The organism is Rhizorhabdus sp. P4_G5, assembly GCF_056401065.1.
On sequence record NZ_JBFUKB010000004.1, the window covers coordinates 311,802 to 334,080 of the forward strand.

Consider the following 22,279-nt stretch of genomic DNA (forward strand, 5'->3'; position numbering starts at 1 on the left):
CGGGCGAACCGCCCTCCTCAGTCATTTCCCCCGATGAAATCGCCCAAGCCGCCGAGCACCGAGCCTTCGCCGCGGTTCTGGCCGCCGCGGCTTCCCGCCGCCGCGAGCATGCGGCCGGCCAGGCGCGAGAAGGGGAGCGACTGGATCCAGACCTTGCCGGGGCCGGTCAGCCGCGCGAAGAACAGGCCTTCGCCGCCGAAGAGCACGCTGCGCACGCCGCCGGCGGTGACGAGATCGAAGTCGACGCCGGGCGTGTAGGCGGCGAGGCAGCCGGTATCGACGTGCAGTTCCTCGCCGGCAGCCAGCTCGCGCTCGACGACGGTACCGCCCATCTGCACGAACACCCAGCCATCGCCTTCGAGCTTCTGCATGACGAAGCCCTCGCCGCCGAACAGGCCGGTCATCACCTTGCGCTGGAAATGGACGCCGATCGACACGCCCTTGGCGGCGGCGAGGAAGCTGTCCTTCTGGCAGATCAGCCGGCCACCGAGCTCGTCGAGACGCAGCGGCAGGATCGCGCCGGGCGTCGGCGAGGCAAAGGCGACCCGCGCCTTGCCGCGGCCATTGTGGGTGAAGACGGTGGTGAACAGGCTCTCGCCTGTGATCAGCCGCTTACCCGCACCGAGCAGCTTGCCCATGAAGCCGCCGTCGGCGCCGCCGCTGCCGTCGCCGAACACCGTCGTCATCCCGACAGCCGCGTCCTTCCAGACCAGCGCGCCGGCTTCGGCGACCGCGCTCTCGCCGGGATCAAGCTCGATCTCGAGGAACTGCAGTTCCTGGCCCTTGATCTCGAAGTCGATATCGTCGGCGATGCCGGCGCGGCGGTGATGGCTCCAGGGGCTATGGTCGGGCATTCGGGCTCCTCATCAGAATCATGTCATCCTGAACTGGTTTCAGGATCCACCACGCCACCGTGACTGTCCAGACGGGTAGAGCGGAACCTCGCCACAGGGGCCTCGCAACCTGCTCATGCCGCCTGGTGGATGCTGAAACAAGTTCAGCATGACGGCCATTGGTTGGGACGCTCAGTCCCGCCCGGCCCGCAGCGCAGCGCCTGCGGCGAACGGCGCGAGCGCCGTCAGCAGCAGTGCGGTGGCGGCCAGCAGCTTGATCGCGCCAGCGCCCTGATCGCCCAGCGCGCCGGCGCCGAAGATCAGCAGCGGCACCGCGAGTGGCAGCATCACCAGCCCGGCGAGCGCGCCCGCACCGCGCAGGCCCAGGGTGAGGGCGCTGGTCATCACGCCGAGCGCGGCCAACGCCGGGGTGCCGATCGCCAGGCCCAGCTCGAGATGCAGCAGGGTCGCGCCGTCGAGCTTCAGCAGCGCGGCGGCGGGCAGGGCGGCGATCATCAGCGGCGGGCCGAAGCCCAGCCAGTGCGCGACGATCTTGGCGGCGGCGATGCCTTCGTCCGAAAGACCGCGCACCGCATATTGATCGAGCACGCCGCTCTCGGCATCGGGCGCGATCAGCCGGTCGACCGGCAGCAGTGCCGCGAGCAGCGCCGCCATCCACAAGGCACCGCCGCCGACCTTGTCGAGCAGCGCGCCATCGGGGCCGACCGCGAAGGGGAACAGCGTCGCCACCAGCAGGAAGAAGACCAGTGGCAGCATCGCGCCGCCGCCCTGATAGGCGAGCCGCACGTCGCGCAGAATGATCGCGCCCCAAGGATTCATGGCTGCGTTCATGGCTGGGCCCCCAGCGCGATCCCGATCGCCTGTGGCAGGTCGAGCGGCTGGTGGGTCGCCGCGACGACGATGCCGCCGCGCGCGCGGTGGATCGCCATCGCCGCCGCCAGCCGGTCGAGCGAGGCGGCGTCGAGGCCGTTGCCCGGCTCGTCGAGCAGCCAGATCGCGGCATGGCCGGCGATTACCCTGGCAAGCGCGGCGCGCTTGCGCTGTCCGGTCGAGAGCATATGGACCGGCACCTGCGCCAGATTGGCGATGCCCATCATGTCGAGCGCGCCTTCGACGTCGGTCCGGCCGACCCCGTCGAGCCGCGCCCAGAACAGCAGCGCCTGCTTGAGCGGCAGCCGCGCGTCGAGCGCCGCCGCCTCGCCGGTGAAGGCGATCCCGCCGTCGCGCTCGATCGTGCCGGCCGAGGGCGCGAGCAGCCCGGCGGCGATCCGCATCAGGCTCGATTTGCCCGCCCCGTTGGGACCGGTCAGCAGCGCCGCATCACCCCTGCCGAGCGCGAAGCCCATCGCTTCGAACAGCAGCCGGTCGCCGCGGATGCAGGCGACGTCCGTGAAAGCCAGCCGCGCACTCATCCCGCGACGGAGTCCTCGAGCGCGTGCATATCGGCGTCGGACAGGCCGAAATGATGGCCGATCTCATGGATCACGACATGCGCGACCAGTGCCTCGAGGGGCACGCCGGTTTCGACCCATTCGTCGAGAATGGCGCGGCGGAACAGGTGGATCATATCGGGCATCGCCCCCGAATGGTCGACCGACTTCGATCCCACCGGCAGGCCGGTATAGAGCCCGGTGAGCTCGAACGCATTCTCGATCCCCATCTCGTCGAGCGTCGCGTCGTCGGCGAACTCCTCGACCCGGAGGACGACGTCGCCCAGGTGGGTGGCGAACTCGGCGGGCAGCCGGGCGATGGTGTCGCGCGCGATCGCCTCGATCCTCTCCGCCCCCGGCGCCATGGTTTGACCTTCGCTCATCCATTGGCGACATAGAGGGCCGTTCGCGTTCACGCCAGCAGCGAGAGGATGACGCCATGCCGATCGAGCAACTGACCGAAGAGGAGCGCGCCGACGCGCTCGATGCGCTGCCCGACTGGGACTATGACGAGGCGCGCGATGCGATCAGCCGCAGCTTCACCTTCCCAGACTTTTCCGCCGCCTTCGCCTTCATGACGCGGGTGGCGCTGCTCGCGGAGAAGCACGACCATCATCCGGAATGGACGAACGTCTGGAACCGGGTGGACATCCTGCTGACCACGCATGACGCGGGCGGGCTTTCGGCGCGCGATGTGGCGATGGCGGAGGCGATCGAGGGGATATTGGAGTAGCGGGCGAGCTGTCCACGTCCCGTGTTCTCAGCATTTCTGGCGGCGTTCTAGGTGTAACGAAGCCGATGGAGTTTGGATCACAAGACTAGAATACGTCGAGCCAAAGTTCCTTTTGGTGGCCCTGACCCGAATCATCGTCCCAAAGCAGTCTGACGTGGGCACGGCTTGGTGACTGCATGTGGACATGGGTAATCAATTCAGTGCCCTGCTGGCGCTCAAGCATCGGTAACGGGAATTTTTGTTGCAGTTCGCTGTCCGAAACGAGGTCGGCTCCTGCCAGCATCTCCAGCCGCACGCTCCGAGCCGTGCTGGCTCCGCGATTGAACACCTTCAGCCGATAATCGCTCTTTCCGATTTTAACGAAGTTCGCTGAGATATCGGCCGTATGCTGCTGCTCAGAATCCGCAGCTTCCCGCCTTATGAGCAGTTGGTTCAGGTGCTCCGCAGTTTCAGCGAAATCATTTTGGCGCCTGTTGAAACGGCCTGTCTGCACGGCCGACCATACAGCGATTCCTAACGCCAAGAGCGCCGCTCCATCCGAAACTGTGAAAGAAACAAGCATCACTTAAACCGGATGCTTTTTGAGCCCCTGAATGCGTTGCTCAGATTGTCGCGCAATTGCTTTGTCACATCCTTCACCAGCTCGGCTTTCACTTCATCCACTTCGGATGCAATGATCTCGCCGTTTTCGCGGATCAGCTCCTCGCGGGTGAAGGTCCGGTCGCATCCTGTGCAGCGGAGCGGGCCATCGGCCTCTCCGTGTTCAAAATCCTTGTGGCCGCAAGTCGGGCAGAGGAGTGTAATCGACCTGTTATATTTTTCCGCGTCCATTGCTGTTCTCCTAATGGGCCTTGGCGAACATATCAGGAACTCGCACCGGGTAAAGTGGTTTTCCGGACCGTTTCAGCCGGGAAAAACTCACCAAAACGGACATATTTTTACGAGGAAGGCTCTGGCCAACCTTTGACTCTAACCAGACCTGCGGGGATGGGTGGATGCGGGAATTTCGCGGACGCAATGCTAAATACCGCTGACGTCGGCGGCCGGGCGTGCTCGAAGGTGATTAAGTATCGTGTCCCTGAATTTCTTGTGTCCCCAGAATTGGTTCAGGCGCGATAGGCGGGATGGGGCGTGTTCGCTTCCGCGCGGCGTTCAGGCTATGGGGTAGGCAAAGGTCCGATCACGGGGCGGGTGCGGGCGATGGCGCGGAGGTTAGTGGAGAAGGCAATGGGGGATGCGCTCTGGGCGACGTGGCACAACTTCGGCCCTGACACCAAAGCGGCCGTCATCGGGGCGGGGGCCACACTTCTCGCCGCTTTGTTCGGTTTCGGCGCGCTCGTCGTTCAAATGCGCGCGCAAGCGCGGGAATCGCGCCACGCAATCGCCGAGAATGAGCGGCGCAAGCTCAAGGCGGCGATGTATGAGGACGCCGTCAAGGTCGCCAACGAGCTAAGCGATGCGATCACCGAGCTCTCCACGATGACCCGGACGATGGCGGTCCAGATCGTCGCCGCCGCCGAGGCGCAGGCTGTGGGGCTGGGCTATCCACTGCCGACTGTCCGTTACATGGCGTTGCTCGGCCTCTATGAGCTCTTTTCTCAGGCCATGCTCAAGCTCACCTTCCTCGTCGAGCGCCGGCGGATCATCGATCCGCGGCTTCTGATCTTCCGGACAGCGATGAGCAGCGTGCTCTTCGACACGCGCGACCTTGTCCAGGATGCCTTCCGCGATGAGATCATGCCGGCGCTCCCCGCTGATGCGCCCGACGGGACGATCTTCCGCTACACCCCGCCGACGCCTGAGGGGGCCGCGGTCATTGCAAAGCTGTGCGAACGGCTGACCGACGCGCTCGATGATGCGACCGCCTATAGCGAGGATTTCCTGATCGAACTCCAGAACCTCCTGCTCGGCGACCTGTTCGGCAACCGTGCGCTTCACCGCGTTCCCGCCGACCCCGTGCATCGCGTCGTCACCCTCGCCGAGGCGGACGCGCTCGATGCGCATTTCCGAGCGAACACCGCCTGGGGCCGCGATATGGCACGCATCGAGGCCGACGTGGTATTACGGTGACACGTTGCTTAACCCCTAAATGTACCGCGGCTTGAGGGCGCGCTCCTCGACGCAGCGCCCGGATAGGTTGAGGATTTAGTAAAGTGTCACAAGTTCCGGGGACACAATACTAAATACCGCTGACGTCGGCGGTCGGGCGTGCTCGAAAGTGACTAAGTATCGTGTCGCCGAATCTCTTCAAACGCCGCGTAGATTTATTCGCAATGGTTGGACGATTCCCGATCGTCAGCCTTCGGGCATCCCTTCTCGCTGCTTCGGTGCCCCCGCATTGAGCAACTGGGCTAATTCCATCGGGAAGGGGAAGAGGATGGTCGAGCTCCTCTCGCCGGCGATGACGTTGAGCGTGCTGAGGTAGCGCAGCTGCATCGCCTCGGGCCGCTGCCCCAGGATCGCCGCCGCCTCCAGAAGCTTCTGCGCTGCTTGCTGCTCGCCTTCGGCATTGATGATCTTGGCGCGCCGCTCGCGCTCCGCCTCGGCCTGGCGGGCGATCGCCCGCACCATTGTCTCGGTGATATCGACCTGCTTGATTTCGACATTGGCGACCTTGATGCCCCATGCGGCGGTCTGGCTGTCGAGGATTTCCTGAATGTCGTTGTTGAGCTTGTCGCGTTCGGCGAGCATTTCGTCCAACTCGTGCTTGCCGAGCACCGAGCGGAGCGTGGTCTGGGCGAGTTGGCTGGTCGCGTTCAGGAAATCCTCGACCTGGATAATCGCCCGCTCGGGATCGATGATGCGGAAATAGATGACTGCATTGACGCGGACGGACACGTTGTCGTGCGAGATAACGTCCTGCGTCGGCACGTCGAGCACGGTCGTGCGCAGGTCGGTGCGGACCATCTGCTGCACAAAGGGGATGAGGATGATCAGCCCAGGTCCTCTGACGCCGGTGAAGCGGCCGAGGGTAAACACCACGCCGCGCTGATACTCGCGCAATATCTTGATCGCCGCCGTCAGGAACAGGAGCAGGAGAAGAACGATGGGCGCGTAGAAAGCCAGGTTCATCAACATTCAATCCTCCTGTGTCGCAGCGCGTTCGACTTCGACCGTCAGGCCCGACAACCCCTTCACCCGGACCGGTTGACCCCTGTGGAGCTGCCCATCGCCAAATGCAGACCAGCGCTCGCCATGGACGAACACATGGCCGTTGCCGCCGCTCCAATCCTGGACGGTGCCAGGTGCTCCGATCATTTCCTCGGCGCCCGTCACGACCTTGCGCCGCCGCGAGCCCAGCGCGGTGCGGATGACGAGCAGAATGAAGGCCGCGCTCGCCACGGTGATCCCCCCGATCAGCGACCAGGAGATGCGCAATTCGGGCAACTCGGCATCGACCAGGATCGAAGCGCCGAGCGCGAAGGCGACCACGCCGCCCGTGCCGAGGATGCCGTGCGAGAACAGGAACGCTTCCGCGACCAGCATCCCGATGCCGAGCAGGATCAGTGCGAGCCCGGCATAGTTCACCGGCAGCGCGGCGAAGGCATAGAGGCCGGTCAACAGACAGATCGCGCCGAGCGTGCCGGGCAGGAAGGAGCTTGGGTTCATGAATTCGAAGATCAGTCCGTAGACGCCGATCATCATCAGAAGAAGGGCGACATTGGGATTGGTGATCGCCGCCAGCATCCGTGTGCGCCAGTCCGGCAGAACATGAATGGGCGCAACCCCCGCGCTGTCGATCGCGACCCGCCGGCCGGCGACGGTGACCATGCGTCCCTGCACTTGCCGGAGCAGGTCGGGGAGATCGCGCGCCTCGATGTCGATGATATGCGCCTTCAGCGCCGCCGCGGCCGATAGGCTGGCGGCTTCGCGAACCGCCTTCTCGGCCCAATCGGCGTTACGCCCGCGCAACTCTGCCAGCGAACGGATGAACGCGGCCGCGTCGTTGATCGCCTTCGCTTCCATATGGTCGGTCGGGGGGCGGCCGGGCTTCTTCTCGTCCTTTTTCCGCTCATCGCCGCCGGGAAGCGAAGGCACGCCGCCGATCTGGACCGGCGTCGCCGCGCCGACATTGGTGCCGGGGGCCATGGCAGCGATATGGCTGGCATAGAGGATAAAGGTCCCCGCGCTCGCCGCCCGCGCGCCGCTGGGGCTGACATAGGTCGCGACCGGCACGGGTGAAGCGAGGATGGCGCGGATGATGTCGCGCATCGAACTGTCCAGTCCGCCCGGCGTGTCCAAACGCAGGATGGCGAGCGGGGCCTTGCGGCTCGCTGCCATCTTCAGCCCACGCACCACATAATCGGCATTGGCGGGCCCGATTGCGCCGTCGAGATGCAGGACGACGGCGGGCGCTCGCGGGGTCGCGGTGGCTGCCGGCAGGAGAAACGGCAAGCCGGTGCCCAAAAGCATTAGCAGGAAGCAGCACAGGCCGCCTATTCGCGCGTGCGTGACATGCATCGCCGTCATCCGATCGGCCCATCTTAGCATGAAATTGATGGCGAATCCGGAAAATCGAAATCTGATCGGCTGGCGCTCTTAAGTGCGCCTGCCCCGCTCCTGTATGAAGCACTGGCACCAGATAGCTGCACCGGAAGGCCTCCCGATCTTCCGAGTGTTCCTCATTTGTTCTGGCGCTTTCGCCCCTCTTCTGCTAAGCGATCGGAACCTGATACGGAGACCGCACGCCGATGCAGCCAGACATCCTCGCCAACGCACCCCGGTGCGGCGCGCGGACGCGGGCGGGTGGGGCGTGCTGCTCGCCGGCGGTGCATGGCGCCCGGCGCTGCCGGATGCATGGCGGCAAGGGCAGCGGCGCGCCGCGCGGCAATCGCAATGCGTGGAAGCACGGTGTCCATTCCGCCCGCATCCTCGAGATCAGGCGCTATTTGCGCGCCACCAGCCCCGCGGCGATGCGCCGGATGCTGGCGGGTGCCATAGAACCACCCGTTCTTGTCGAGCGAAGTCGAGACACGCTTCCGTCCCTCGACTTCGGCCGGAGGCCGAAGCCCGTCCTGAGCGCCTGCCTTGCAGGCAGTCGAAGGGCTCGGGACGAACGGATTCAGGTGAATAGGTCAGGCGCCGGCACCGCCACCGAATCCGAAAAAATTAAAAAACGGCCGAACAACCCCATGCACCCGGAAATTTGGACCCCGAAGTGGCTTTCGGCAGCAGCGTCGTCGTCGTCGTCAGGGCCGGTCGGATCGCCGCCATGCCGCCTATGGCGTGGGACCGGGGGCTTAGTCCCGCCGCCACCGCGCGAAGATCGCGGTCGGCAGCAGCAGCCCGCGCGCTTCTTCGCGCACCGCCATCTCGCCAACCTCGACGGTGCCGCCCAGATCGGCCATCGCCTGCGACAGCAGCTCGCCGATCGCCAGCGCCGACATGCGGATCGCATACACCGTGAGGACGAGGAACTTGGACTTGTCGTCGAGCAGCGCACGGCAATTGGCGATCAGCGCGGGGAGATGTTCTTCGAGCCGCCAGACCTCGCCCTCCGGCCCGCGACCGAACTTGGGCGGATCGAGGAAGATGCCGTCATAGCGGCGGCCGCGGCGCACTTCGCGCGCGGTGAACTTGGCGGCGTCGTCGACCATCCAGCGGATCGGGCGGTCGGCCATGTCGCTGAGAAAGGCGTTGGCCTTGGCGGCATCGACCGACTTCTTCGACGCATCGACATGGGTGAGCCTGGCGCCCTTGGCGGCGAGCGCCAGCGTGCCGACGCCGGTATAGCCGAACAGGTTCATCACCTCTTCGCCCTCGCCGGTGCGGTCGCGCATCCAGGCCCATTGCGGCGCCATGTCGGGGAAGAAGGCGAGGTGGCGGAAGGGGGTGTTCTGGGCGGTGAAGCGGACCTCCTCCCAGCGCATGTGCCAGCCGCCGCGCGGCACGTCGCGCGACAGATGCCATTTGCCGCCGCCGTCCTCGTCGGACGCGCCGATGAAGTCGCCGTCCGCTTCCCAGTTATCGGATGCCGGCGCCCACATTGCCTGCGGCTCGGGACGGATGAAGCGGAAGCGGCCATAGCGTTCGAGCTTGCGGCCATGGCCGGAGTCGACGAGGCCGTAATCGTCCCAGGCTTCGGTGATGAGGGTGTGGAGGTTCATTACCGCCAGCCCCTAGCCCAAGTGCGTCATCCCAGCGAAAGCTGGGATCTCGTTGCCTTCCCGGTGGCGAGGAAGAAGGGAGATTCCAGCTTCCGCTGGAATGACGCAATCGGCCAACAGCCTCACGCTGCGGCCTTGAGCGCCGGCCCCACCGTCGCGAGCGTCTCGCGGCCTTCGAGCATGCGGGTGCCGACGGCGCGGACCTGATCGAGGGTGCAGGCTTCGATCTTCGCGACGATTATTGCCGGATCGAGCGGCTGACCATGGACAAGCGTCTGGAAGCCGAGGCGGTCGGCGCGGCCCTGGACCGATTCGAGCGTCATCAGGATCGTCGCCCGGATCTGCGCCTTGGCGCGGGCGAGCTCGACGGGGGTGAGAGTCGCTGCCGCTTCGCGCAATATGTCCCGCGAAAGATCCGCGGCGTTCTGCGCCTCGCGACGCGCGGTAGCGAGGTAGACCGTCAGCATGCCGGTATCGCGCCATGCGGCGACCGAGCTGCCGACCGAATAAGCGAGGCCGCGGTCCTCGCGCACCGCCTGGAACAGCCGCGACGAGCTGCCCTCGCCGGCGGCCTGGCTGAACAGCATCAGCGGATAATAATCGGCGTCGAAATAGCCGACGGCTTCGTAGCCGAACAATATGTGCGCGGATTCAAGCCGCCGCCGCTCGACGAAGCTGCCGCCTTCATAGACCGCCAATTCGGCGACGGGGCGGGGCGCGGGCTCCATGTCGCCGAAGCACGCCTCGGCCATAGCGACCAACGCGTCGACATCGATCTTGCCGGCGGCGGCGAGCACCATGCCCTGGGGGCGATAATGCTTGCGGGTCCAGCCGCGCAGGTCGTCGACCGAGATCGCGGCGATCGTATCCTCATTGCCCAGAACCGGCCGGCCGAACGCCTGGCCAGGCCAGGCCGTCGCGTGGAAATGATCGTTGATGATATCGTCGGGCAGATCGCGCGCCTCGCCGAGTTCCTGCAGCACGACGTCCTTCTCGCGCGCGAGGTCGCCGCTGTCGAAATGCGGCTTGCGGACCAGGTCTGCGATCAGTTCGACGCCGAGATCGAGATTCTCGGCGAGCAGGCGTGCCTGGAAGGCGGTCTGGTCGCGCGAGGTGAAGGCGTTGAGATAGCCGCCGACATTTTCGACCGCTTCGGATATCTCGCGCGCACTGCGGCCGCCGGCGCCCTTGAACACCATATGCTCGAACAGATGGGCCAGGCCGTTGGCGCGGGCGTCCTCATGCCGGGCGCCGCAATCGACATGCAGGCCGATCGCAATCGTCTCCACGCCGGCCATCGGTTCGGCCGCGATGGTGAAGCCATTAGCCAGCCGGTGAATGTGCGGGCCGGACATGATGGTCAGGCGACCGCCGCGGTCTGATCGGCCACGAATGCCTCGATCGCGCCGATCTCAGCCGGAAGCACCGCATAGCGCTCCTCGCGCTCGAACAGTTCGCCGATCCGGGTCGGCAGCGACGGGCGGATGCCGGTTGCGCGCTCCACCGCATCGCGGAACTTAGCGGGATGCGCTGTCGCCAGGGTGACGACGGGGATGTCCGGATCGACCGCGGCATCCTGCGCCGCGGCCAGGCCGATCGCGCTGTGCGGATCGATCACCTCATTGGCACGGTCGTGCGCCCAGCGCATCGCCTGCTGCATACGGTCGGGGTCGATCCGCGCACTGCTGAACAGCGCGCTCGATTCGTCGCGCATCGCCTGGGGCAGGCTGTAGCGCCTGCTCGACTCGAAGCCCTTCATCGAGGCAGCGAGGCCGGGACCGTCACGCCCATGCAGATCGAACAGCAGCCGCTCGAAGTTCGAGCTGACCTGGATATCCATCGAGGGCGCGGCGGTAGCCGTCACCGAGCCGACCGAATAGTCGCCGGCCGACAGCGCGCGGTGGAGGATGTCGTTGACGTTGGTCGCGACGATCAGCTTCGCGACCGGCAGGCCCATCTTCGCGGCGACATAGCCGGCGAAGACGTCGCCGAAATTGCCGGTCGGCACCGAGAAGGCGACCGGGCGCTCGGGTGCGCCAAGCCGGACCGCGGCGTAGAAATAATAGACGATCTGGGCCATCAGCCGGGCCCAGTTTATCGAATTGACCGCGGAGAGGTTGAAGCGGCCGGCAAAGGGCCTGTCGGCGAACATCGCCTTCACCAGGGCCTGGGCGTCGTCGAAGCTGCCCTCGATGGCGATGTTATGGACGTTCGGCGCCAGCACGGTGGTCATCTGCCGCCGCTGGACGTCCGACACCCTGCCCTTGGGGTGGAGCATGAAGATGTCGACCTTGGCGCGGCCGGCCAGCGCGTCGATCGCGGCGGAGCCGGTGTCGCCGCTGGTCGCGCCGATGACGGTCAGGTGGGTGTCGCGATCGGCCAGGAAGCGCTCGAACAGCAGGCCGAGAAGCTGGAGCGCGACATCCTTGAAAGCCAGCGTCGGGCCATGGAACAGTTCGAGCAGCCATTGGCGATGATCGAGCTGCTTGAGCGGTACCACCGCGGCATGGGCGAAGCGGCCATAGGCAGCCTCGCACAGGCTCCTGAGCGCCGCGTCGTCGAGCGCGCCCGCGACGAACGGGCGCATGACCGCGACCGCCGTGTCGACATAGGAAAGCCCGCGCAAAGCCGAGATCTCGGCCGTGCTGAAGCTGGGCCAATGTTCGGGTACGTAAAGCCCTCCGTCGGAGGCGAGCCCCGCGAGCGTTACATCTTCGAATCCGAGACGGGGCGCGTCACCCCTGGTGCTGACATACTGCATGACCGGCGCGCCTTAGCGGTACGCGCGGGTCGCGGCAAGGATGCTAGCCTTTTGGGGAGCCTTCACCGGGCGGCGGTATCGCATCGTCGCCTTCCGCGGGCTTGGGCGTCGCAGGATCCGAAGGCTAGGGGCTGGGCGACCAATCAAGTCAGAAAATCAGTCCCATCGAAATGCGCAGGTCCTGGGTCGACATCGCGCCGCTCTCGGGCAGCGGCCGGAAATCCTTGTAGGCCGCACCGACCGTCAGCTTGCCGCGGGTAGCGCTGGTCGCCAGGCTCAGCGTGTTGCCGTTGAGCGTGCTGATGCCGTTGGCGGCGAAGCGGCGATAGCTGATCTGCGACGCGCTCAGGTCGCCAAGGTCGAGACGGTTGCCGATCTGCCAATAGGTCGGCATCCGGCTGACGGCATTTGCGAGCGATCCGGTCTGGCGGACGAAGCCGAGCGAATAAGCGAGGCTGAGACTTTCGCCGATGCGCCGGTTGCCAGCGAAGCGGGCGCCATAGACCTGGTTGAGCAGCCGGAAATCGCTTTGCGCGGTGTTGCGCTGGTCGATCTGATAGGCATAGCCGCTCAGCGTGCCGAGGCCGCTGGTCCAGCTGAGCTGCGCGAAGATATTATCGCCGGCCACGGTCGCCGGAAGCGGCGCTTGCGATGCTGCCCACAGGCTGCTGCTCGACCACGCATAAGCAAGATCGGCGCTGAGCCCGGGCAGCCCGGTCCAGCGCAGGCGCGCGGCATCGAAGGTCTGCTGGCCATCGCGGTCGCCGGTGATCGCCGGATCGGCAATTCCCAGGTGCTGCCGGCCAAGGCTTATCTCGGTCTTGGCCAGGCCGCGATAATCGAGTCGCAACTCGTCGACCTGCACCGCCTCGGGGCGAATCGGCACCCGGCCTCCGAGCGTGCTCCTCTCGTTGCGCCGGACCGTCACCGCCGCATCGCTAACCGCTGCGATCGACCAGGGGCCGGTCGAGAGACCCAGGCCGGGACGTGCGCGGATCAGGATCGCGTCCTCGGGGCTCAGCAGCCGCTCCGCCGAATATTGCTCATAACGCAGCTCCGTGCCGAAGAGCGGCGACACGATGATGTCCTGCGCGCGGAGTGAAGCGGCCGGCGCAAGGATGGAGAGCAAGGGAAGGGCCAGCAGGCGACGCATCGACGACCTATGATGGTTCGGGATTTACGGGATTTTCGGCAAATTTTATCAGCAGTCGGTTAACGTGCCCAGCGGCATGCGATGAAGCGTTTGACGAGCGTGGTGCTGCTTCACTATATGCGCGCTCCGACAGGCGGCCGGGTGGTCGCCTTTTTGCGTTTTCGGGACAGTTCAACAGCGATCAGAGGAAAGAGGGAGCTTTGCCATGACCATCACCCCGCTCATGCCGGTTTATCCGCGGTGCGGCGTGCGTCCGGTGCGAGGCGAAGGCTGCTATCTGATCGGTGAGGGCGGCGAGCGCTATCTCGATTTCGCCGCGGGCATCGCGGTCAACATGCTCGGCCATGGCCATCCGGCATTGGTGAAGGCGATTGCCGACCAGGCGGCGACGCTGATGCATGTCTCCAACCTCTACGGTAGCCCCCAGGGCGAGGCATTCGCGCAGAAGCTGGTCGACAAGACCTTCGCCGACACGGTGTTCTTCACCAATTCGGGCGCCGAAGCGGTCGAGTGCGCGATCAAGACCGCGCGCCGCTATCATTATGTCAACGGCGCGCCCGAGCGGACCAAGATCATCAGCTTCTCCAGCGCCTTTCACGGCCGGACGCTGGGCGCGATCTCGGCCACGAACCAGCCCAAGATGCGGGAAGGTTTCGAACCGCTGCTACCGGGCTTCGAGGTGGTGAAGTTCAACGACCTTGAGGCAGCGCGCGCCGCGGTTGATGCCACCACCGCGGGCTTCCTGGTCGAGCCGATCCAGGGCGAGGGCGGCATGACGCCATCGACGCCGGAGTTCCTGCAAGGCTTGCGTGAGATCTGCGACGAGCAGGGGCTGCTTTTGATCCTCGACGAGGTCCAGTGCGGCTACTGCCGGACCGGTACCTTCTTCGCGCATGAGCAATATGGCATCACGCCCGACATCATGGCGGTGGCCAAGGGGATCGGCGCCGGCTTCCCGCTCGGCGCCTGCCTGGCGACCGAAGAAGCGGCGAAGGGCATGGTGTTCGGTACCCATGGTTCGACCTATGGTGGCAATCCGCTGGCGATGGCCGCGGGCGAGGCCGTGTTCGAGGTCGCGGTCAACGACGCGTTCCTCGCCAATGTCCGCAAGATGGGCGATCGGCTGCGCCAGAGTCTCGAACAGCTCATCCCCAACCACGACACGCTGTTCGACAGCGTGCGCGGCGTGGGCCTGATGCTGGGCATCAAGCTGAAGGATAGCGCCGAGGCGCGCGACTTCGTAGCGCATCTGCGCGACAATCACGGGTTGCTGACGGTGTCGGCGGGCGAGAATGTCGTCCGCGTCCTGCCGCCGCTGGTGATCGAGGAAAGCCACATCGCCGAGTGCATCGAGAAGCTGTCGGCAGGGGCGCGGTCCTACGCGCCGGCCCAATGACCCGGCATTTCATCGACCTCGCCGATGCCGGCCCCGATGGGCTGAATGCGATGCTGAACGCCGCCAAGGCCCGCAAGGAGGCCCGCAAGGCTTTGCCGAGGGGCACGGTGGACAGCGATGCCCCGCTGGCCGGCTATACGCTGGCCATGATCTTTGAGAAGAACTCGACGCGGACGCGCGTTTCGTTCGACATGGCGATGCGCCAGCTCGGCGGCACGACGATCGTGATGGACGCCGGCAGCATGCAGCTTGGCCGCGGCGAGACGATTGCCGACACCGCGCGCGTACTTGGCCGCTATGTCGATGCGATCATGATTCGCACCGACGATCACGGGAAGATCGCCGATCTCGTCAAATATGCGGAGGTGCCGGTGATCAACGGGCTCACCGATCATTCGCATCCGTGCCAGATCATGGCGGACCTGTTGACCGTGCTTGAGCACAAGGGCAGGGTTGCGGGGCTGAGCTGGGCCTGGCTGGGCGACGGCAACAATGTTCTGCATTCCATCATCGAGGCGGGAAGCCTGCTCGGCTTCCCGGTGCGCATCGGCTGTCCCGACGGCTATGATCCCGATCCGACGGTGGTGGCCGCAGCGAAAGCGCGAGGCGGCGACATAGCGTTCTCGCGCGATGCCGGCGAGGTTGCGCTTGGCGCCGATGTCGTCGTCACCGATACCTGGATTTCGATGGGCCAGGCGCATGCCGAGGCGAAGCTGGCGGCGATGATGCCGTTCCAGGTCAACGAGGCGCTGATGGCGCAGGCTGCGCCGGGCGCCGCCTTTCTCCACTGCCTGCCCGCGCATCGCGGTGAGGAGGTGGTCGACGCGGTGATTGACGGGCCGCAATCGCTGATCTGGGACGAAGCCGAGAACCGGCTCCACGCCCAGAAGGCGGTCTTGCTCTGGTGCCTGGGGAAGCTCCAGTAAATGTTGAGAGGCGAGCGGGCTTGAAAATCCCGCTCGTCATGCTGAACTTGTTTCAGCATCCACCCATCCTCCTCCCGGGTGGGGCTTGTGGGGGAGTGGGCCCTGAAACAGGTTCAGGGTGACGATGGGGACTGTTCTTTGGCTTCCGAACCTAATGATCCCGGCCGTAACGATCTCGACATCGCCTTGGGCTTCACGATTCCCGAGCGGCATGCCCGCGGGCGGCTCGCGCGGCTTGGGCCGATGCTGGACGTGATCCTCGGCGCGCACGGCTATCCTCCGGTCATCGAAAGGCTGCTTGGCGAAGCGCTGGTGCTGGCTGCACTGCTGGGCTCGACACTGAAGCATGACGAGGGCCAGCTGACGCTGCAGGCGCAGGCCGAGGCCGGCGCGGTCCAGCTGATGGTCGCTGACTACAAGGGCGGCGAGATGCGCGGCTATATTCGCCACGATCCCGAGCGGCTGGCCGAAATCCCTGCCGATCCGTCGCTGTTCGCGCTGTTCGGCAAGGGCTATCTCGCCATCACCTTCGACCAGGCGATCACCGGCGAACGCTATCAGGGAATCGTGCCGCTCGAGGGCGGATCGCTCGCCGAAGCCGCCGAACGCTATTTCAGCCAGTCCGAGCAACTGCCGAGCCTGGTCCGGCTCGCGAGCCGACGGATGCCCGATGGCCGCCATGTCGCCGGCGGCATCCTGATCCAGCACCTGCCCGAAGGCGAAGAGGGCCGGGATAGAATCCACACCCGACTCGACCATCCCGAATGGGACCATGTCCGTGCCCTGGGCCAGACGCTTACTCTCGACGAACTGACCGACGCCGATCTCCGGCTGGAGACCGTGCTGTGGCGCCTGTTCAACGAGGAGGACGAGGTCCGCACCATGGCTGCGGTATCGCTGGCCCGCGGCTGCCGCTGCGATCCGGAGCATATCCGTGGCGTGATCACCCGTTTTCCCGTCGAAGATCGCGCCGAGATGGCCGATGCCGAGGGCGATATCCACGTCGATTGCGAGTTCTGCGCAAGACGCTTCTCGCTGGCGCTGAGCTCGATCGCCTGAGTGGCGCACATCACAGCCATCTTCGGCCGTTCATATATCGATCGTATGATAACGACCGTTGGTCGAACTTGGCTATCCTGCGTGACGCGATAAGCGAATCGAGTGCTCTATTGTGTACGAGAGGGCGATGATGGGTTTCGCATTCAGGGCGGCGACGGTTGGTCTGCTATTGGCGGCGTCGCAGACGATGGCCGCGCCGGCCGCCATCGCCCCGCCGGTGGCGGCCTCGCCGGAGCTGTCGCTCGCGGCGCTGAAGCAGCTTGAAAGCGGGTTGTGGCAGCTCGATGTCAAGGGCAGTTCGCCGAAGCTGATGTGCGTAACCGACCAGATCCGGCTGGTGCAGATCGAGCATGACCAGCCGGGCTGCTCGCGCTTCGTGATCGCAAATGAACCCAAGAGTTCCACGGTTCACTACAGCTGCCAGCGCGCCGGCTGGGGCCGCACGACCGTGCGGGTGCAATCACCTACCCTGGCGACGATCCAGACGCAGGGAATCGCTCATAACGAACCGTTCGACTATTCGGCGCAGGCGCATCGGGTGGGCGTTTGCACTGCCCAGACTGCCGCGAAATAGGTCCCGGGTTTCCGGCCCCACCAGCCGGTTAACGCTTTGTTTATCCCCATCGGGTTAGAAGCAAATCGTGCCTTCCCCTTTAGGTACATTTTCCTCCCTTAGCAGGCTTCACAGCCTCACTGGGCCGCTCCAGGGCGGCCCATTTTTTTGCCTGCTCAGCTGACCGACTTCAGCTCCACGACATCGCCATCGTGCGTGCCTTCCTCGTCGGCGAGGAAAGGAGGATCGGGGATCGCGGCGCGGCCTTCGTTCAGGACGACCGACCAGCGCGCCGACAAAGTGCGCATGTAGGGATCGTCGATCTCGATCCGTCGCGTGATCACCGGCAGGTTCGGATCGGCGCGGATCACCATCACATCGAACGGAAGGCCGACCGACTTGTCCGACCGGATCGTCGAATCGAACGACAGCAGGCCGACCTTCACCGCTTCATCGATGGAACTCTCGAAGTTCATCGCGCGATCGAGGATGGGCTTGCCATATTGGGTGGCGCCGATCTGATAGAAGGGGCTGTCGCGCTGGCACTCGATGAAGTTTCCGGCGTCGTAGATCAGGAACAGCTGGGGCGGCCCGTCACCGATCCGGCCGCCGAGCAGCAACGAGATCCCGGATGACACGCCAGCGGCGTGCAAGGCGGGCTTGAGCTGGCGGCCGGCGGCCATCACCGCCTCGCCGACAAGCTGGGCGACGCGGAACATCGTCGGCATATGCTCGACCTTGCGCGGAGCGTCTTCCGGACCGAGCGGCGGCAGGCCTTCGGCCAGCATGCCCAGGACAAGCTGGGTGACCGACAGATTGCCGGCGCTCGCGACGACGCAGAGCCGCTGATCATTGTCGGCAAGCACATGAAGTTTGCGATAGGTCGAGATGTTGTCGATCCCGGCATTGGTGCGGGTGTCGGCAATCATGATCAGCCCCTGACGGAGCATTATGCCGATGCAATAAGTCATAGCATCCCCCCTCGTCCGCCGGCTTCCCCAGCCGACTTGCGCTATGCATATACGAACGCGGGAAATTGTAAGAGCTTCTTTTTGTCGAACCTGTCCCGTTCGCGGGCTGGAACGCTCGGCGGCGCGGGCGGATGGCGGGCCGCGTCGGCCGGTAGACCGACGCGCCAAAATCGCCTAAGCGCGCGCCATGTCTGACGATGTGAACACCGCGGGCCGCCGGGCAATCGTGCTGCTGTCGGGCGGATTGGATTCGATGGTCTCCGGAGCTTTGGCGTTGGAGCGCGGCTTCGAGCTTGCGGCGTTGACGATCGACTATAACCAGCGCCACCGTGTCGAACTCGAAGCGGCGAAGCGCATCGCGGCGGCGCTCCGCGTCGTCCGGCACGTCACCCTCCCGCTGAACCTGCGGGCCTTCGGCGGATCGGCGCTGACCGACGATATCGCGGTACCGAAGGACGGCGTCGAGCCCGGCATCCCGGTGACCTATGTGCCCGCCCGCAACACGATCTTCCTGTCGCTGGCGCTCGGTTTCGCGGAGGCGACCGGCGCGCGCGACATCTTCCTCGGCGTGAATGCGCTCGATTATTCGGGTTACCCCGATTGCCGACCCGAGTTCATCGCTACCTTCCAGCAGCTCGCCGACCTGGCGACGCGGATGGGAGTGGAAGGGCAGGGCTTCACCATCCACGCGCCGCTCCAGCACATGACCAAGGCCGACATCGCCCGCGAGGCCGATCGGCTGGGGCTGGACGCCGGCATGAGCTGGTCCTGCTATGATCCGACGCCGGACGGGCGTCATTGCGGCCTGTGCGACAGCTGCCGGTTGCGCGCCAAGGGCTTTGCCGAGGCAGGGCTGGCCGATCCCGCGGTGTACGCCTGATGGGAAGCTATGCGGTCAAGGAGATGTTCCTGACGCTGCAGGGCGAAGGCATGCAGGTGGGGCGGCGTGCCGTGTTCCTGCGCTTCGCCGGCTGCAATCTGTGGAGCGGGCGCGAGGAAGATCGCGCCGGCGCGCAGTGCACATTCTGCGACACCGACTTCGTGGGCATCGATGGCGACAATGGTGGCCGCTATCCGAATGCCGATGCGCTGGCGGATCGCGCCGCCGAGCTATGGGGGGAGTTCGACGCGCCCTTTCTCGTGATGACCGGCGGCGAGCCACTGCTGCAGGTCGACATCGCGCTGATCGCGGCATTGAAGGCGCGCGGATTCGAGACGGCGGTGGAAACCAACGGCACGCAGCCGCCTCCGCCGGGCATCGACTGGATCTGCGTCAGCCCCAAGTCCGGTACCGACGTGGTGCTGCGCAAAGGCAATGAACTCAAGCTGGTCTGGCCCCAGGCCGGTCTCGATCCGCAGGAATTCGAGACCTGGGATTTCGAGCATCTGCTGATCCAGCCGATGGATGGTCCGGATCTCGCCTATGCGCGCGAAGCCGCCATCGCGTTCATCCTTCGGCATCCGAAATGGCGGCTGTCGACCCAGACCCACAAGGTGGTGGGCATTCGCTGAGGGCGTCGTCCATCGCCTCGCGCCTGGCTCGACCAGCTCACGAGGCGGCTGGAGATATTATCCGGCAGCCTGCGGATTGGTGCTGGCCTGCTGATAGCCGGCCGGCACGCACGCCGCCTTCAGCAGATCCTTGCGGGTCCAGCATTCCTTGACCATCGATGGCGGCTGGACCGACACCGAGATCCATCGTTGCGCGCGAATCATGTCGCCGACCGGAATCAGGCTGTTGCGAAACTCCCGCATCCGATCGACCGCGAGCTGGGTGAGATTGCCGCGGCCGAGCTTGCGGGCATCGCGGCCGATTGCGCTCGCGGTCTCGCAGAAGCCGAGCTGGGCGTGCATCGTCGAAAAGCCGTTATAGGTCTTGGTGGTATATTGATCGAAGGCCTTCTGCCACGTCTTGCCGCCGGTGCGCCTGAAGTAGGCGTTCAGCGTCTTGTAGGCCGTGTTGAGCTCGACGGCGTTCTTCGACAGGAGGTCGTTATAGTTGGGCACCGTCAGCAGCATTGGTGAAAACTGGCACTGCAGCGCCGCGACGTTGAGCCCGGCGCGCATATTCCACAACATATGCGCCCGGAGTTCCGCGGGAGTCGCCTTCGGCATTTCCATGCCCAAGCCCGGCTCGTCGCCATTTACGGGACCACCCTTGAAGGTGGGCTGGACCCAGAACAAATAGGCGGATGCCGGACCGGCCTGGCCGATCGCCATCATGCCAGCCGCCGCCAAAACCAGCCATCGGAACGCCATTCTTACCTCTCCCGGACAAATCGAAGCGCCCCCGCTGATAGTCCCCCGTCTTAGTTCGCGTTGCTCGCATTGCCGGCTTCGGCGCCGTTATCGACGGCTACCGCATTGTCGGCAGATACTGCGCCGCCCGCCTGATCGAGCGTTGCGCTCTCGACGACCGTCATGTCGTTCATCGATCCATCGCTGGCATTCATCTCTACGACATTGGTGTCGCTGTCTCCTGCTTTCTTGCCGCAGCCCGAAAGGCCGACAGCGGCCGTCACGATGAGGCTACCGGTGAGGAGGATGCTGATCGGACGATTCATGAGGAACTCCCTGATTTTGTTGAGTTGCGCTCAAGATACAGGGAACGACTCGGCCACTCAAGCGACGGATGCGTTGCCGCACAGTCCTGCGAGCATGTCCGGAAAATGGCGGCGCAGCGCCGCGTCGACCGCGTCGATGCCCGGCGAAACACCGAGCTGGGCCATGCTGGTCACTGCGAAATCGCCCAAGCCACAGGGAATGATGCCCAGAAAATGTGAAAGGTCGGGATCCACGTTGAGAGAGAAGCCATGGAAGCTGACCCAGCGCCGGATCCGAACGCCGATCGCGCCGATCTTGGCCTCGTCGGCACCCTGGCCGGTCCAGATACCGACCCGCCCCGGCTCGCTGCGCGCCACAATCCCGAAGTCCGCCAGAGCGGCGATCAGCCACGCCTCCATCCCCGACACGAAGCGGCGCACGTCGCGGCCCCTTTTCTCGAGGTCCAGCAGCACATAGCCGACCCGCTGCCCAGGGCCGTGATAGGTATAGCGCCCGCCACGTCCTGCCTTGAACACCGGAAACCGGTCCGGCGCGAGCAGTTCGTCGATCGCAGCGCTGGTGCCGGCCGTGTAGAGCGGCGGGTGCTCGAGCAGCCAGATCAACTCTCGCGCTTCGCCGGCCCGGATGGCTGCGGCCCGCTCCTCCATCTCTGCGAGCGTGTCGGCATAAGGGGAGAGGCCGGGGGATACCCGCCACTCGATCGCGTCGTGATCGATCGTCATGCTGACCGCATAATGCCTATTTTCTTGCGCGATCAAGAGCGAGGCGATTGCACAGCAAGGGCCCGGCAGGATAGGCGAGAGATGTTCTGTCTGGGGATATGCAATCGAATGACCGCTTTCTCGCTCGGGACTGTCTGGGAAGAGACGATAGCTTTCATGCGCCGGGAGAGCGGGCTGCTGATCCCGGTGGGCCTGGCGATCTTCGGGCCGATGCAGGTTCTGCTGGGCATTGCCATCGCCAGCGCACCCGCGATGCGCAGCGCCGCCGGCACCGGGACCGCAAGCCCCCAGATGCTGCTCGTCCTGCCGGCGCTGATCCTGGCGATCTATGGGTATCTGGCGGTGTCGCTGATCGTTCTGGTGCCACGCATCAGCGTCGGAGAGGCGCTGCTCGGAGCGTTGAAGCGGGCGCCGGCGGCGCTGCTGGCGGGCCTCGTCGTCATGTCGATCTGGATCGTCATAGCGATCGGGGTCGTCACCATGGGCACGCTGGCTGCGATCGCGTTCGGTGCGAGCCCCGCCTCTCCGGCGGTGTCCACGCTGTTTTCCTTGCTGATCATCATTCCCATGCTGGTGATCATGGTGCGGATGCTGGTCGCAGCGCCGGTGCTGGCGCTGGAGCAGCTTGGCACGGCGCAGGTGCTCCGCCGGATCTGGGCGCTCGGCCGCGACAACGTGTTGCGCTTTGCGGGTTTCTGGGTGCTGTTCATCTTCCTGCAGATCATCGTCGCGCTGGTCGACCAGCTGGTGATCGGCTCGCTTGTCCAACTGCTCAAGCTGGCGGTCAGCGACGGAGAATTGCTGGTGGTCGCCCAGGCGCTGATCAGTGCGGGGCTGCAGGCGATGCTGTCGCTGGTGATGGCGGTGTATATCGCGTTGATCTATCGCAGGATCGCGATGTCCTAGGCTGTATCGACATTCAGAGGATTCCCAAGTGGTGGGATGTCTGATTCATGGGTTTCCGCGATTGCGGAGGCATCATGGGGATCAAGCGATACGAGTTAAGCGAGGCGCAGTGGCGTCGGATCGAGCCGATGCTTCCGGGCAAG

The 22,279-nt window shown here is 65.1% G+C and carries 25 protein-coding genes and 1 pseudogene; 10 read left to right on the forward strand and 16 right to left on the reverse strand.

Going from position 1 to position 22,279, the window contains the following annotated elements; genetic code table 11:
- Positions 1-17 precede the first annotated feature (17 nt).
- The 4 genes from AC1DQK_RS09705 to AC1DQK_RS09720 form a co-directional block, all read right to left on the reverse strand.
- A complete protein-coding gene (locus tag AC1DQK_RS09705; protein ID WP_477869838.1) occupies positions 18-854 on the reverse strand; it encodes a TIGR00266 family protein in 837 nt (278 codons plus the stop codon).
- Between the two features lie 171 nt (positions 855-1,025).
- Positions 1,026-1,673, reverse strand: a complete 648-nt coding sequence (gene ccmB / locus AC1DQK_RS09710; protein ID WP_477869903.1) for a heme exporter protein CcmB — start codon at positions 1,671-1,673, stop codon at positions 1,026-1,028.
- Positions 1,674-1,681: 8 nt separating this feature from the next.
- Positions 1,682-2,266 (reverse strand): heme ABC exporter ATP-binding protein CcmA, encoded by a 585-nt coding sequence (gene ccmA / locus AC1DQK_RS09715; RefSeq protein WP_477869840.1) that lies wholly within the window; start codon positions 2,264-2,266, stop codon positions 1,682-1,684.
- Positions 2,263-2,667, reverse strand: coding sequence for a metallopeptidase family protein (locus AC1DQK_RS09720; protein WP_477869842.1), 405 nt, complete (start codon positions 2,665-2,667; stop codon positions 2,263-2,265). Before AC1DQK_RS09720 ends, ccmA begins: the two co-directional genes overlap by 4 nt.
- Before the next feature lie 56 nt (positions 2,668-2,723).
- On the opposite strand from AC1DQK_RS09720, the gene AC1DQK_RS09725 reads away from it, so the two are divergent.
- Positions 2,724-3,017: a 4a-hydroxytetrahydrobiopterin dehydratase gene (locus tag AC1DQK_RS09725; RefSeq protein WP_477869844.1), complete on the forward strand. Its 294-nt coding sequence runs from the start codon at positions 2,724-2,726 to the stop codon at positions 3,015-3,017.
- Positions 3,018-3,102: 85 nt separating this feature from the next.
- Here AC1DQK_RS09725 and AC1DQK_RS09730 read toward each other — a convergent pair whose 3' ends face one another.
- Both AC1DQK_RS09730 and AC1DQK_RS09735 read right to left on the reverse strand, forming a co-directional pair.
- On the reverse strand, positions 3,103-3,540 hold the full coding sequence (locus tag AC1DQK_RS09730) for a hypothetical protein (protein WP_477869846.1): 438 nt from the start codon (positions 3,538-3,540) through the stop codon (positions 3,103-3,105).
- A gap of 38 nt (positions 3,541-3,578) precedes the next feature.
- Positions 3,579-3,848 (reverse strand): ECs_2282 family putative zinc-binding protein, encoded by a 270-nt coding sequence (locus AC1DQK_RS09735; protein WP_477869848.1) that lies wholly within the window; start codon positions 3,846-3,848, stop codon positions 3,579-3,581.
- 396 nt (positions 3,849-4,244) lie between these two features.
- On the opposite strand from AC1DQK_RS09735, the gene AC1DQK_RS09740 reads away from it, so the two are divergent.
- Positions 4,245-5,087 carry a hypothetical protein gene (locus tag AC1DQK_RS09740; protein ID WP_477869850.1) on the forward strand — a complete coding sequence of 281 codons (843 nt, stop codon included), beginning with the start codon at positions 4,245-4,247 and terminating at the stop codon, positions 5,085-5,087.
- Positions 5,088-5,312: 225 nt separating this feature from the next.
- Here AC1DQK_RS09740 and AC1DQK_RS09745 read toward each other — a convergent pair whose 3' ends face one another.
- Together AC1DQK_RS09745 and AC1DQK_RS09750 are read right to left on the reverse strand one after the other, a co-directional pair.
- Complete coding sequence (locus AC1DQK_RS09745) at positions 5,313-6,095, reverse strand: slipin family protein (protein ID WP_477869852.1); 783 nt, start codon at positions 6,093-6,095, stop codon at positions 5,313-5,315.
- The gene (locus tag AC1DQK_RS09750; protein ID WP_477869854.1) at positions 6,096-7,478 is read right to left on the reverse strand and encodes an NfeD family protein; all 1,383 of its coding nucleotides are present in this window, start codon (positions 7,476-7,478) and stop codon (positions 6,096-6,098) included. It lies immediately after the preceding gene.
- Positions 7,479-7,708: 230 nt separating this feature from the next.
- Here AC1DQK_RS09750 and AC1DQK_RS09755 point away from each other — a divergent pair.
- Positions 7,709-7,825, forward strand: a pseudogene (locus tag AC1DQK_RS09755) (HGGxSTG domain-containing protein); the annotation flags it as partial.
- A gap of 432 nt (positions 7,826-8,257) precedes the next feature.
- Here AC1DQK_RS09755 and AC1DQK_RS09760 read toward each other — a convergent pair.
- The 4 genes from AC1DQK_RS09760 to AC1DQK_RS09775 form a co-directional block, all read right to left on the reverse strand.
- The gene (locus AC1DQK_RS09760; RefSeq protein ID WP_477869856.1) at positions 8,258-9,124 is read right to left on the reverse strand and encodes an RsmD family RNA methyltransferase; all 867 of its coding nucleotides are present in this window, start codon (positions 9,122-9,124) and stop codon (positions 8,258-8,260) included.
- A gap of 122 nt (positions 9,125-9,246) precedes the next feature.
- The gene (locus AC1DQK_RS09765) at positions 9,247-10,479 is read right to left on the reverse strand and encodes a M16 family metallopeptidase (protein ID WP_477869858.1); all 1,233 of its coding nucleotides are present in this window, start codon (positions 10,477-10,479) and stop codon (positions 9,247-9,249) included.
- Positions 10,480-10,484: 5 nt separating this feature from the next.
- Positions 10,485-11,885 (reverse strand): threonine synthase, encoded by a 1,401-nt coding sequence (gene thrC / locus AC1DQK_RS09770; protein WP_477869860.1) that lies wholly within the window; start codon positions 11,883-11,885, stop codon positions 10,485-10,487.
- A gap of 148 nt (positions 11,886-12,033) precedes the next feature.
- Positions 12,034-13,038 carry a hypothetical protein gene (locus AC1DQK_RS09775; RefSeq protein WP_477869862.1) on the reverse strand — a complete coding sequence of 335 codons (1,005 nt, stop codon included), beginning with the start codon at positions 13,036-13,038 and terminating at the stop codon, positions 12,034-12,036.
- A 205-nt stretch (positions 13,039-13,243) separates the two neighbouring features.
- On the opposite strand from AC1DQK_RS09775, the gene AC1DQK_RS09780 reads away from it, so the two are divergent.
- The 4 genes from AC1DQK_RS09780 to AC1DQK_RS09795 all read left to right on the forward strand — a co-directional run bounded on the left by AC1DQK_RS09780 (position 13,244) and on the right by AC1DQK_RS09795 (position 16,993).
- Positions 13,244-14,434: an acetylornithine transaminase gene (locus AC1DQK_RS09780; RefSeq protein ID WP_477869863.1), complete on the forward strand. Its 1,191-nt coding sequence runs from the start codon at positions 13,244-13,246 to the stop codon at positions 14,432-14,434.
- Positions 14,431-15,360, forward strand: coding sequence for an ornithine carbamoyltransferase (argF, locus tag AC1DQK_RS09785; RefSeq protein WP_477869865.1), 930 nt, complete (start codon positions 14,431-14,433; stop codon positions 15,358-15,360). Before AC1DQK_RS09780 ends, argF begins: the two co-directional genes overlap by 4 nt.
- Positions 15,361-15,498: 138 nt before the next feature.
- Complete coding sequence (gene hslO / locus AC1DQK_RS09790; protein WP_477869867.1) at positions 15,499-16,419, forward strand: Hsp33 family molecular chaperone HslO; 921 nt, start codon at positions 15,499-15,501, stop codon at positions 16,417-16,419.
- Positions 16,420-16,546: 127 nt separating this feature from the next.
- Complete coding sequence (locus AC1DQK_RS09795; RefSeq protein ID WP_477869869.1) at positions 16,547-16,993, forward strand: hypothetical protein; 447 nt, start codon at positions 16,547-16,549, stop codon at positions 16,991-16,993.
- A 155-nt stretch (positions 16,994-17,148) separates the two neighbouring features.
- Here AC1DQK_RS09795 and AC1DQK_RS09800 read toward each other — a convergent pair whose 3' ends face one another.
- Positions 17,149-17,943, reverse strand: a complete 795-nt coding sequence (locus AC1DQK_RS09800) for a proteasome-type protease (protein WP_477869871.1) — start codon at positions 17,941-17,943, stop codon at positions 17,149-17,151.
- A gap of 187 nt (positions 17,944-18,130) precedes the next feature.
- On the opposite strand from AC1DQK_RS09800, the gene queC reads away from it, so the two are divergent.
- Positions 18,131-18,823 (forward strand): 7-cyano-7-deazaguanine synthase QueC, encoded by a 693-nt coding sequence (gene queC, locus AC1DQK_RS09805; protein WP_477869873.1) that lies wholly within the window; start codon positions 18,131-18,133, stop codon positions 18,821-18,823.
- Positions 18,823-19,455 (forward strand): 7-carboxy-7-deazaguanine synthase, encoded by a 633-nt coding sequence (gene queE / locus AC1DQK_RS09810; RefSeq protein WP_477869875.1) that lies wholly within the window; start codon positions 18,823-18,825, stop codon positions 19,453-19,455. Before queC ends, queE begins: the two co-directional genes overlap by 1 nt.
- 57 nt (positions 19,456-19,512) lie before the next feature.
- Here the strand turns inward: queE and AC1DQK_RS09815 are convergent, their stop codons facing one another.
- The 3 genes from AC1DQK_RS09815 to lipB all read right to left on the reverse strand — a co-directional run bounded on the left by AC1DQK_RS09815 (position 19,513) and on the right by lipB (position 21,230).
- Positions 19,513-20,166 carry a hypothetical protein gene (locus tag AC1DQK_RS09815; RefSeq protein WP_477869877.1) on the reverse strand — a complete coding sequence of 218 codons (654 nt, stop codon included), beginning with the start codon at positions 20,164-20,166 and terminating at the stop codon, positions 19,513-19,515.
- An 86-nt stretch (positions 20,167-20,252) separates the two neighbouring features.
- Positions 20,253-20,507, reverse strand: coding sequence for a hypothetical protein (locus AC1DQK_RS09820; protein ID WP_477869879.1), 255 nt, complete (start codon positions 20,505-20,507; stop codon positions 20,253-20,255).
- 57 nt (positions 20,508-20,564) lie between these two features.
- A complete protein-coding gene (gene lipB / locus AC1DQK_RS09825) occupies positions 20,565-21,230 on the reverse strand; it encodes a lipoyl(octanoyl) transferase LipB (RefSeq protein ID WP_477869880.1) in 666 nt (221 codons plus the stop codon).
- Between the two features lie 108 nt (positions 21,231-21,338).
- Between lipB and AC1DQK_RS09830 the strand changes: the two genes are divergently transcribed.
- Positions 21,339-22,136 carry a hypothetical protein gene (locus tag AC1DQK_RS09830; RefSeq protein ID WP_477869882.1) on the forward strand — a complete coding sequence of 266 codons (798 nt, stop codon included), beginning with the start codon at positions 21,339-21,341 and terminating at the stop codon, positions 22,134-22,136.
- The last annotated feature ends 143 nt before the right edge of the window (positions 22,137-22,279 follow it).

Bases quoted from the DNA above. Each gene is read 5' to 3' on its own strand.
- AC1DQK_RS09775 (WP_477869862.1), bottom strand. From the start codon at position 13,038: ATGCGTCGCCTGCTGGCCCTTCCCTTGCTCTCCATCCTTGCGCCGGCC.
- queC (WP_477869873.1), top strand. From the start codon at position 18,131: ATGTCTGACGATGTGAACACCGCGGGCCGCCGGGCAATCGTGCTGCTG.
- AC1DQK_RS09795 (WP_477869869.1), top strand. From the start codon at position 16,547: ATGATGGGTTTCGCATTCAGGGCGGCGACGGTTGGTCTGCTATTGGCG.
- AC1DQK_RS09830 (WP_477869882.1), top strand. From the start codon at position 21,339: ATGACCGCTTTCTCGCTCGGGACTGTCTGGGAAGAGACGATAGCTTTC.
- thrC (WP_477869860.1), bottom strand. From the start codon at position 11,885: ATGCAGTATGTCAGCACCAGGGGTGACGCGCCCCGTCTCGGATTCGAA.
- argF (WP_477869865.1), top strand. From the start codon at position 14,431: ATGACCCGGCATTTCATCGACCTCGCCGATGCCGGCCCCGATGGGCTG.
- AC1DQK_RS09760 (WP_477869856.1), bottom strand. From the start codon at position 9,124: ATGAACCTCCACACCCTCATCACCGAAGCCTGGGACGATTACGGCCTC.
- AC1DQK_RS09705 (WP_477869838.1), bottom strand. From the start codon at position 854: ATGCCCGACCATAGCCCCTGGAGCCATCACCGCCGCGCCGGCATCGCC.
- AC1DQK_RS09750 (WP_477869854.1), bottom strand. From the start codon at position 7,478: ATGCATGTCACGCACGCGCGAATAGGCGGCCTGTGCTGCTTCCTGCTA.
- AC1DQK_RS09720 (WP_477869842.1), bottom strand. From the start codon at position 2,667: ATGAGCGAAGGTCAAACCATGGCGCCGGGGGCGGAGAGGATCGAGGCG.
- ccmA (WP_477869840.1), bottom strand. From the start codon at position 2,266: ATGAGTGCGCGGCTGGCTTTCACGGACGTCGCCTGCATCCGCGGCGAC.
- ccmB (WP_477869903.1), bottom strand. From the start codon at position 1,673: ATGAATCCTTGGGGCGCGATCATTCTGCGCGACGTGCGGCTCGCCTAT.
- lipB (WP_477869880.1), bottom strand. From the start codon at position 21,230: ATGACGATCGATCACGACGCGATCGAGTGGCGGGTATCCCCCGGCCTC.
- queE (WP_477869875.1), top strand. From the start codon at position 18,823: ATGGGAAGCTATGCGGTCAAGGAGATGTTCCTGACGCTGCAGGGCGAA.
- AC1DQK_RS09815 (WP_477869877.1), bottom strand. From the start codon at position 20,166: ATGATGGCGATCGGCCAGGCCGGTCCGGCATCCGCCTATTTGTTCTGG.
- AC1DQK_RS09745 (WP_477869852.1), bottom strand. From the start codon at position 6,095: ATGTTGATGAACCTGGCTTTCTACGCGCCCATCGTTCTTCTCCTGCTC.
- AC1DQK_RS09820 (WP_477869879.1), bottom strand. From the start codon at position 20,507: ATGAATCGTCCGATCAGCATCCTCCTCACCGGTAGCCTCATCGTGACG.
- AC1DQK_RS09725 (WP_477869844.1), top strand. From the start codon at position 2,724: ATGCCGATCGAGCAACTGACCGAAGAGGAGCGCGCCGACGCGCTCGAT.
- AC1DQK_RS09765 (WP_477869858.1), bottom strand. From the start codon at position 10,479: ATGTCCGGCCCGCACATTCACCGGCTGGCTAATGGCTTCACCATCGCG.
- AC1DQK_RS09800 (WP_477869871.1), bottom strand. From the start codon at position 17,943: ATGACTTATTGCATCGGCATAATGCTCCGTCAGGGGCTGATCATGATT.
- AC1DQK_RS09740 (WP_477869850.1), top strand. From the start codon at position 4,245: ATGGGGGATGCGCTCTGGGCGACGTGGCACAACTTCGGCCCTGACACC.
- AC1DQK_RS09780 (WP_477869863.1), top strand. From the start codon at position 13,244: ATGACCATCACCCCGCTCATGCCGGTTTATCCGCGGTGCGGCGTGCGT.
- AC1DQK_RS09735 (WP_477869848.1), bottom strand. From the start codon at position 3,848: ATGGACGCGGAAAAATATAACAGGTCGATTACACTCCTCTGCCCGACT.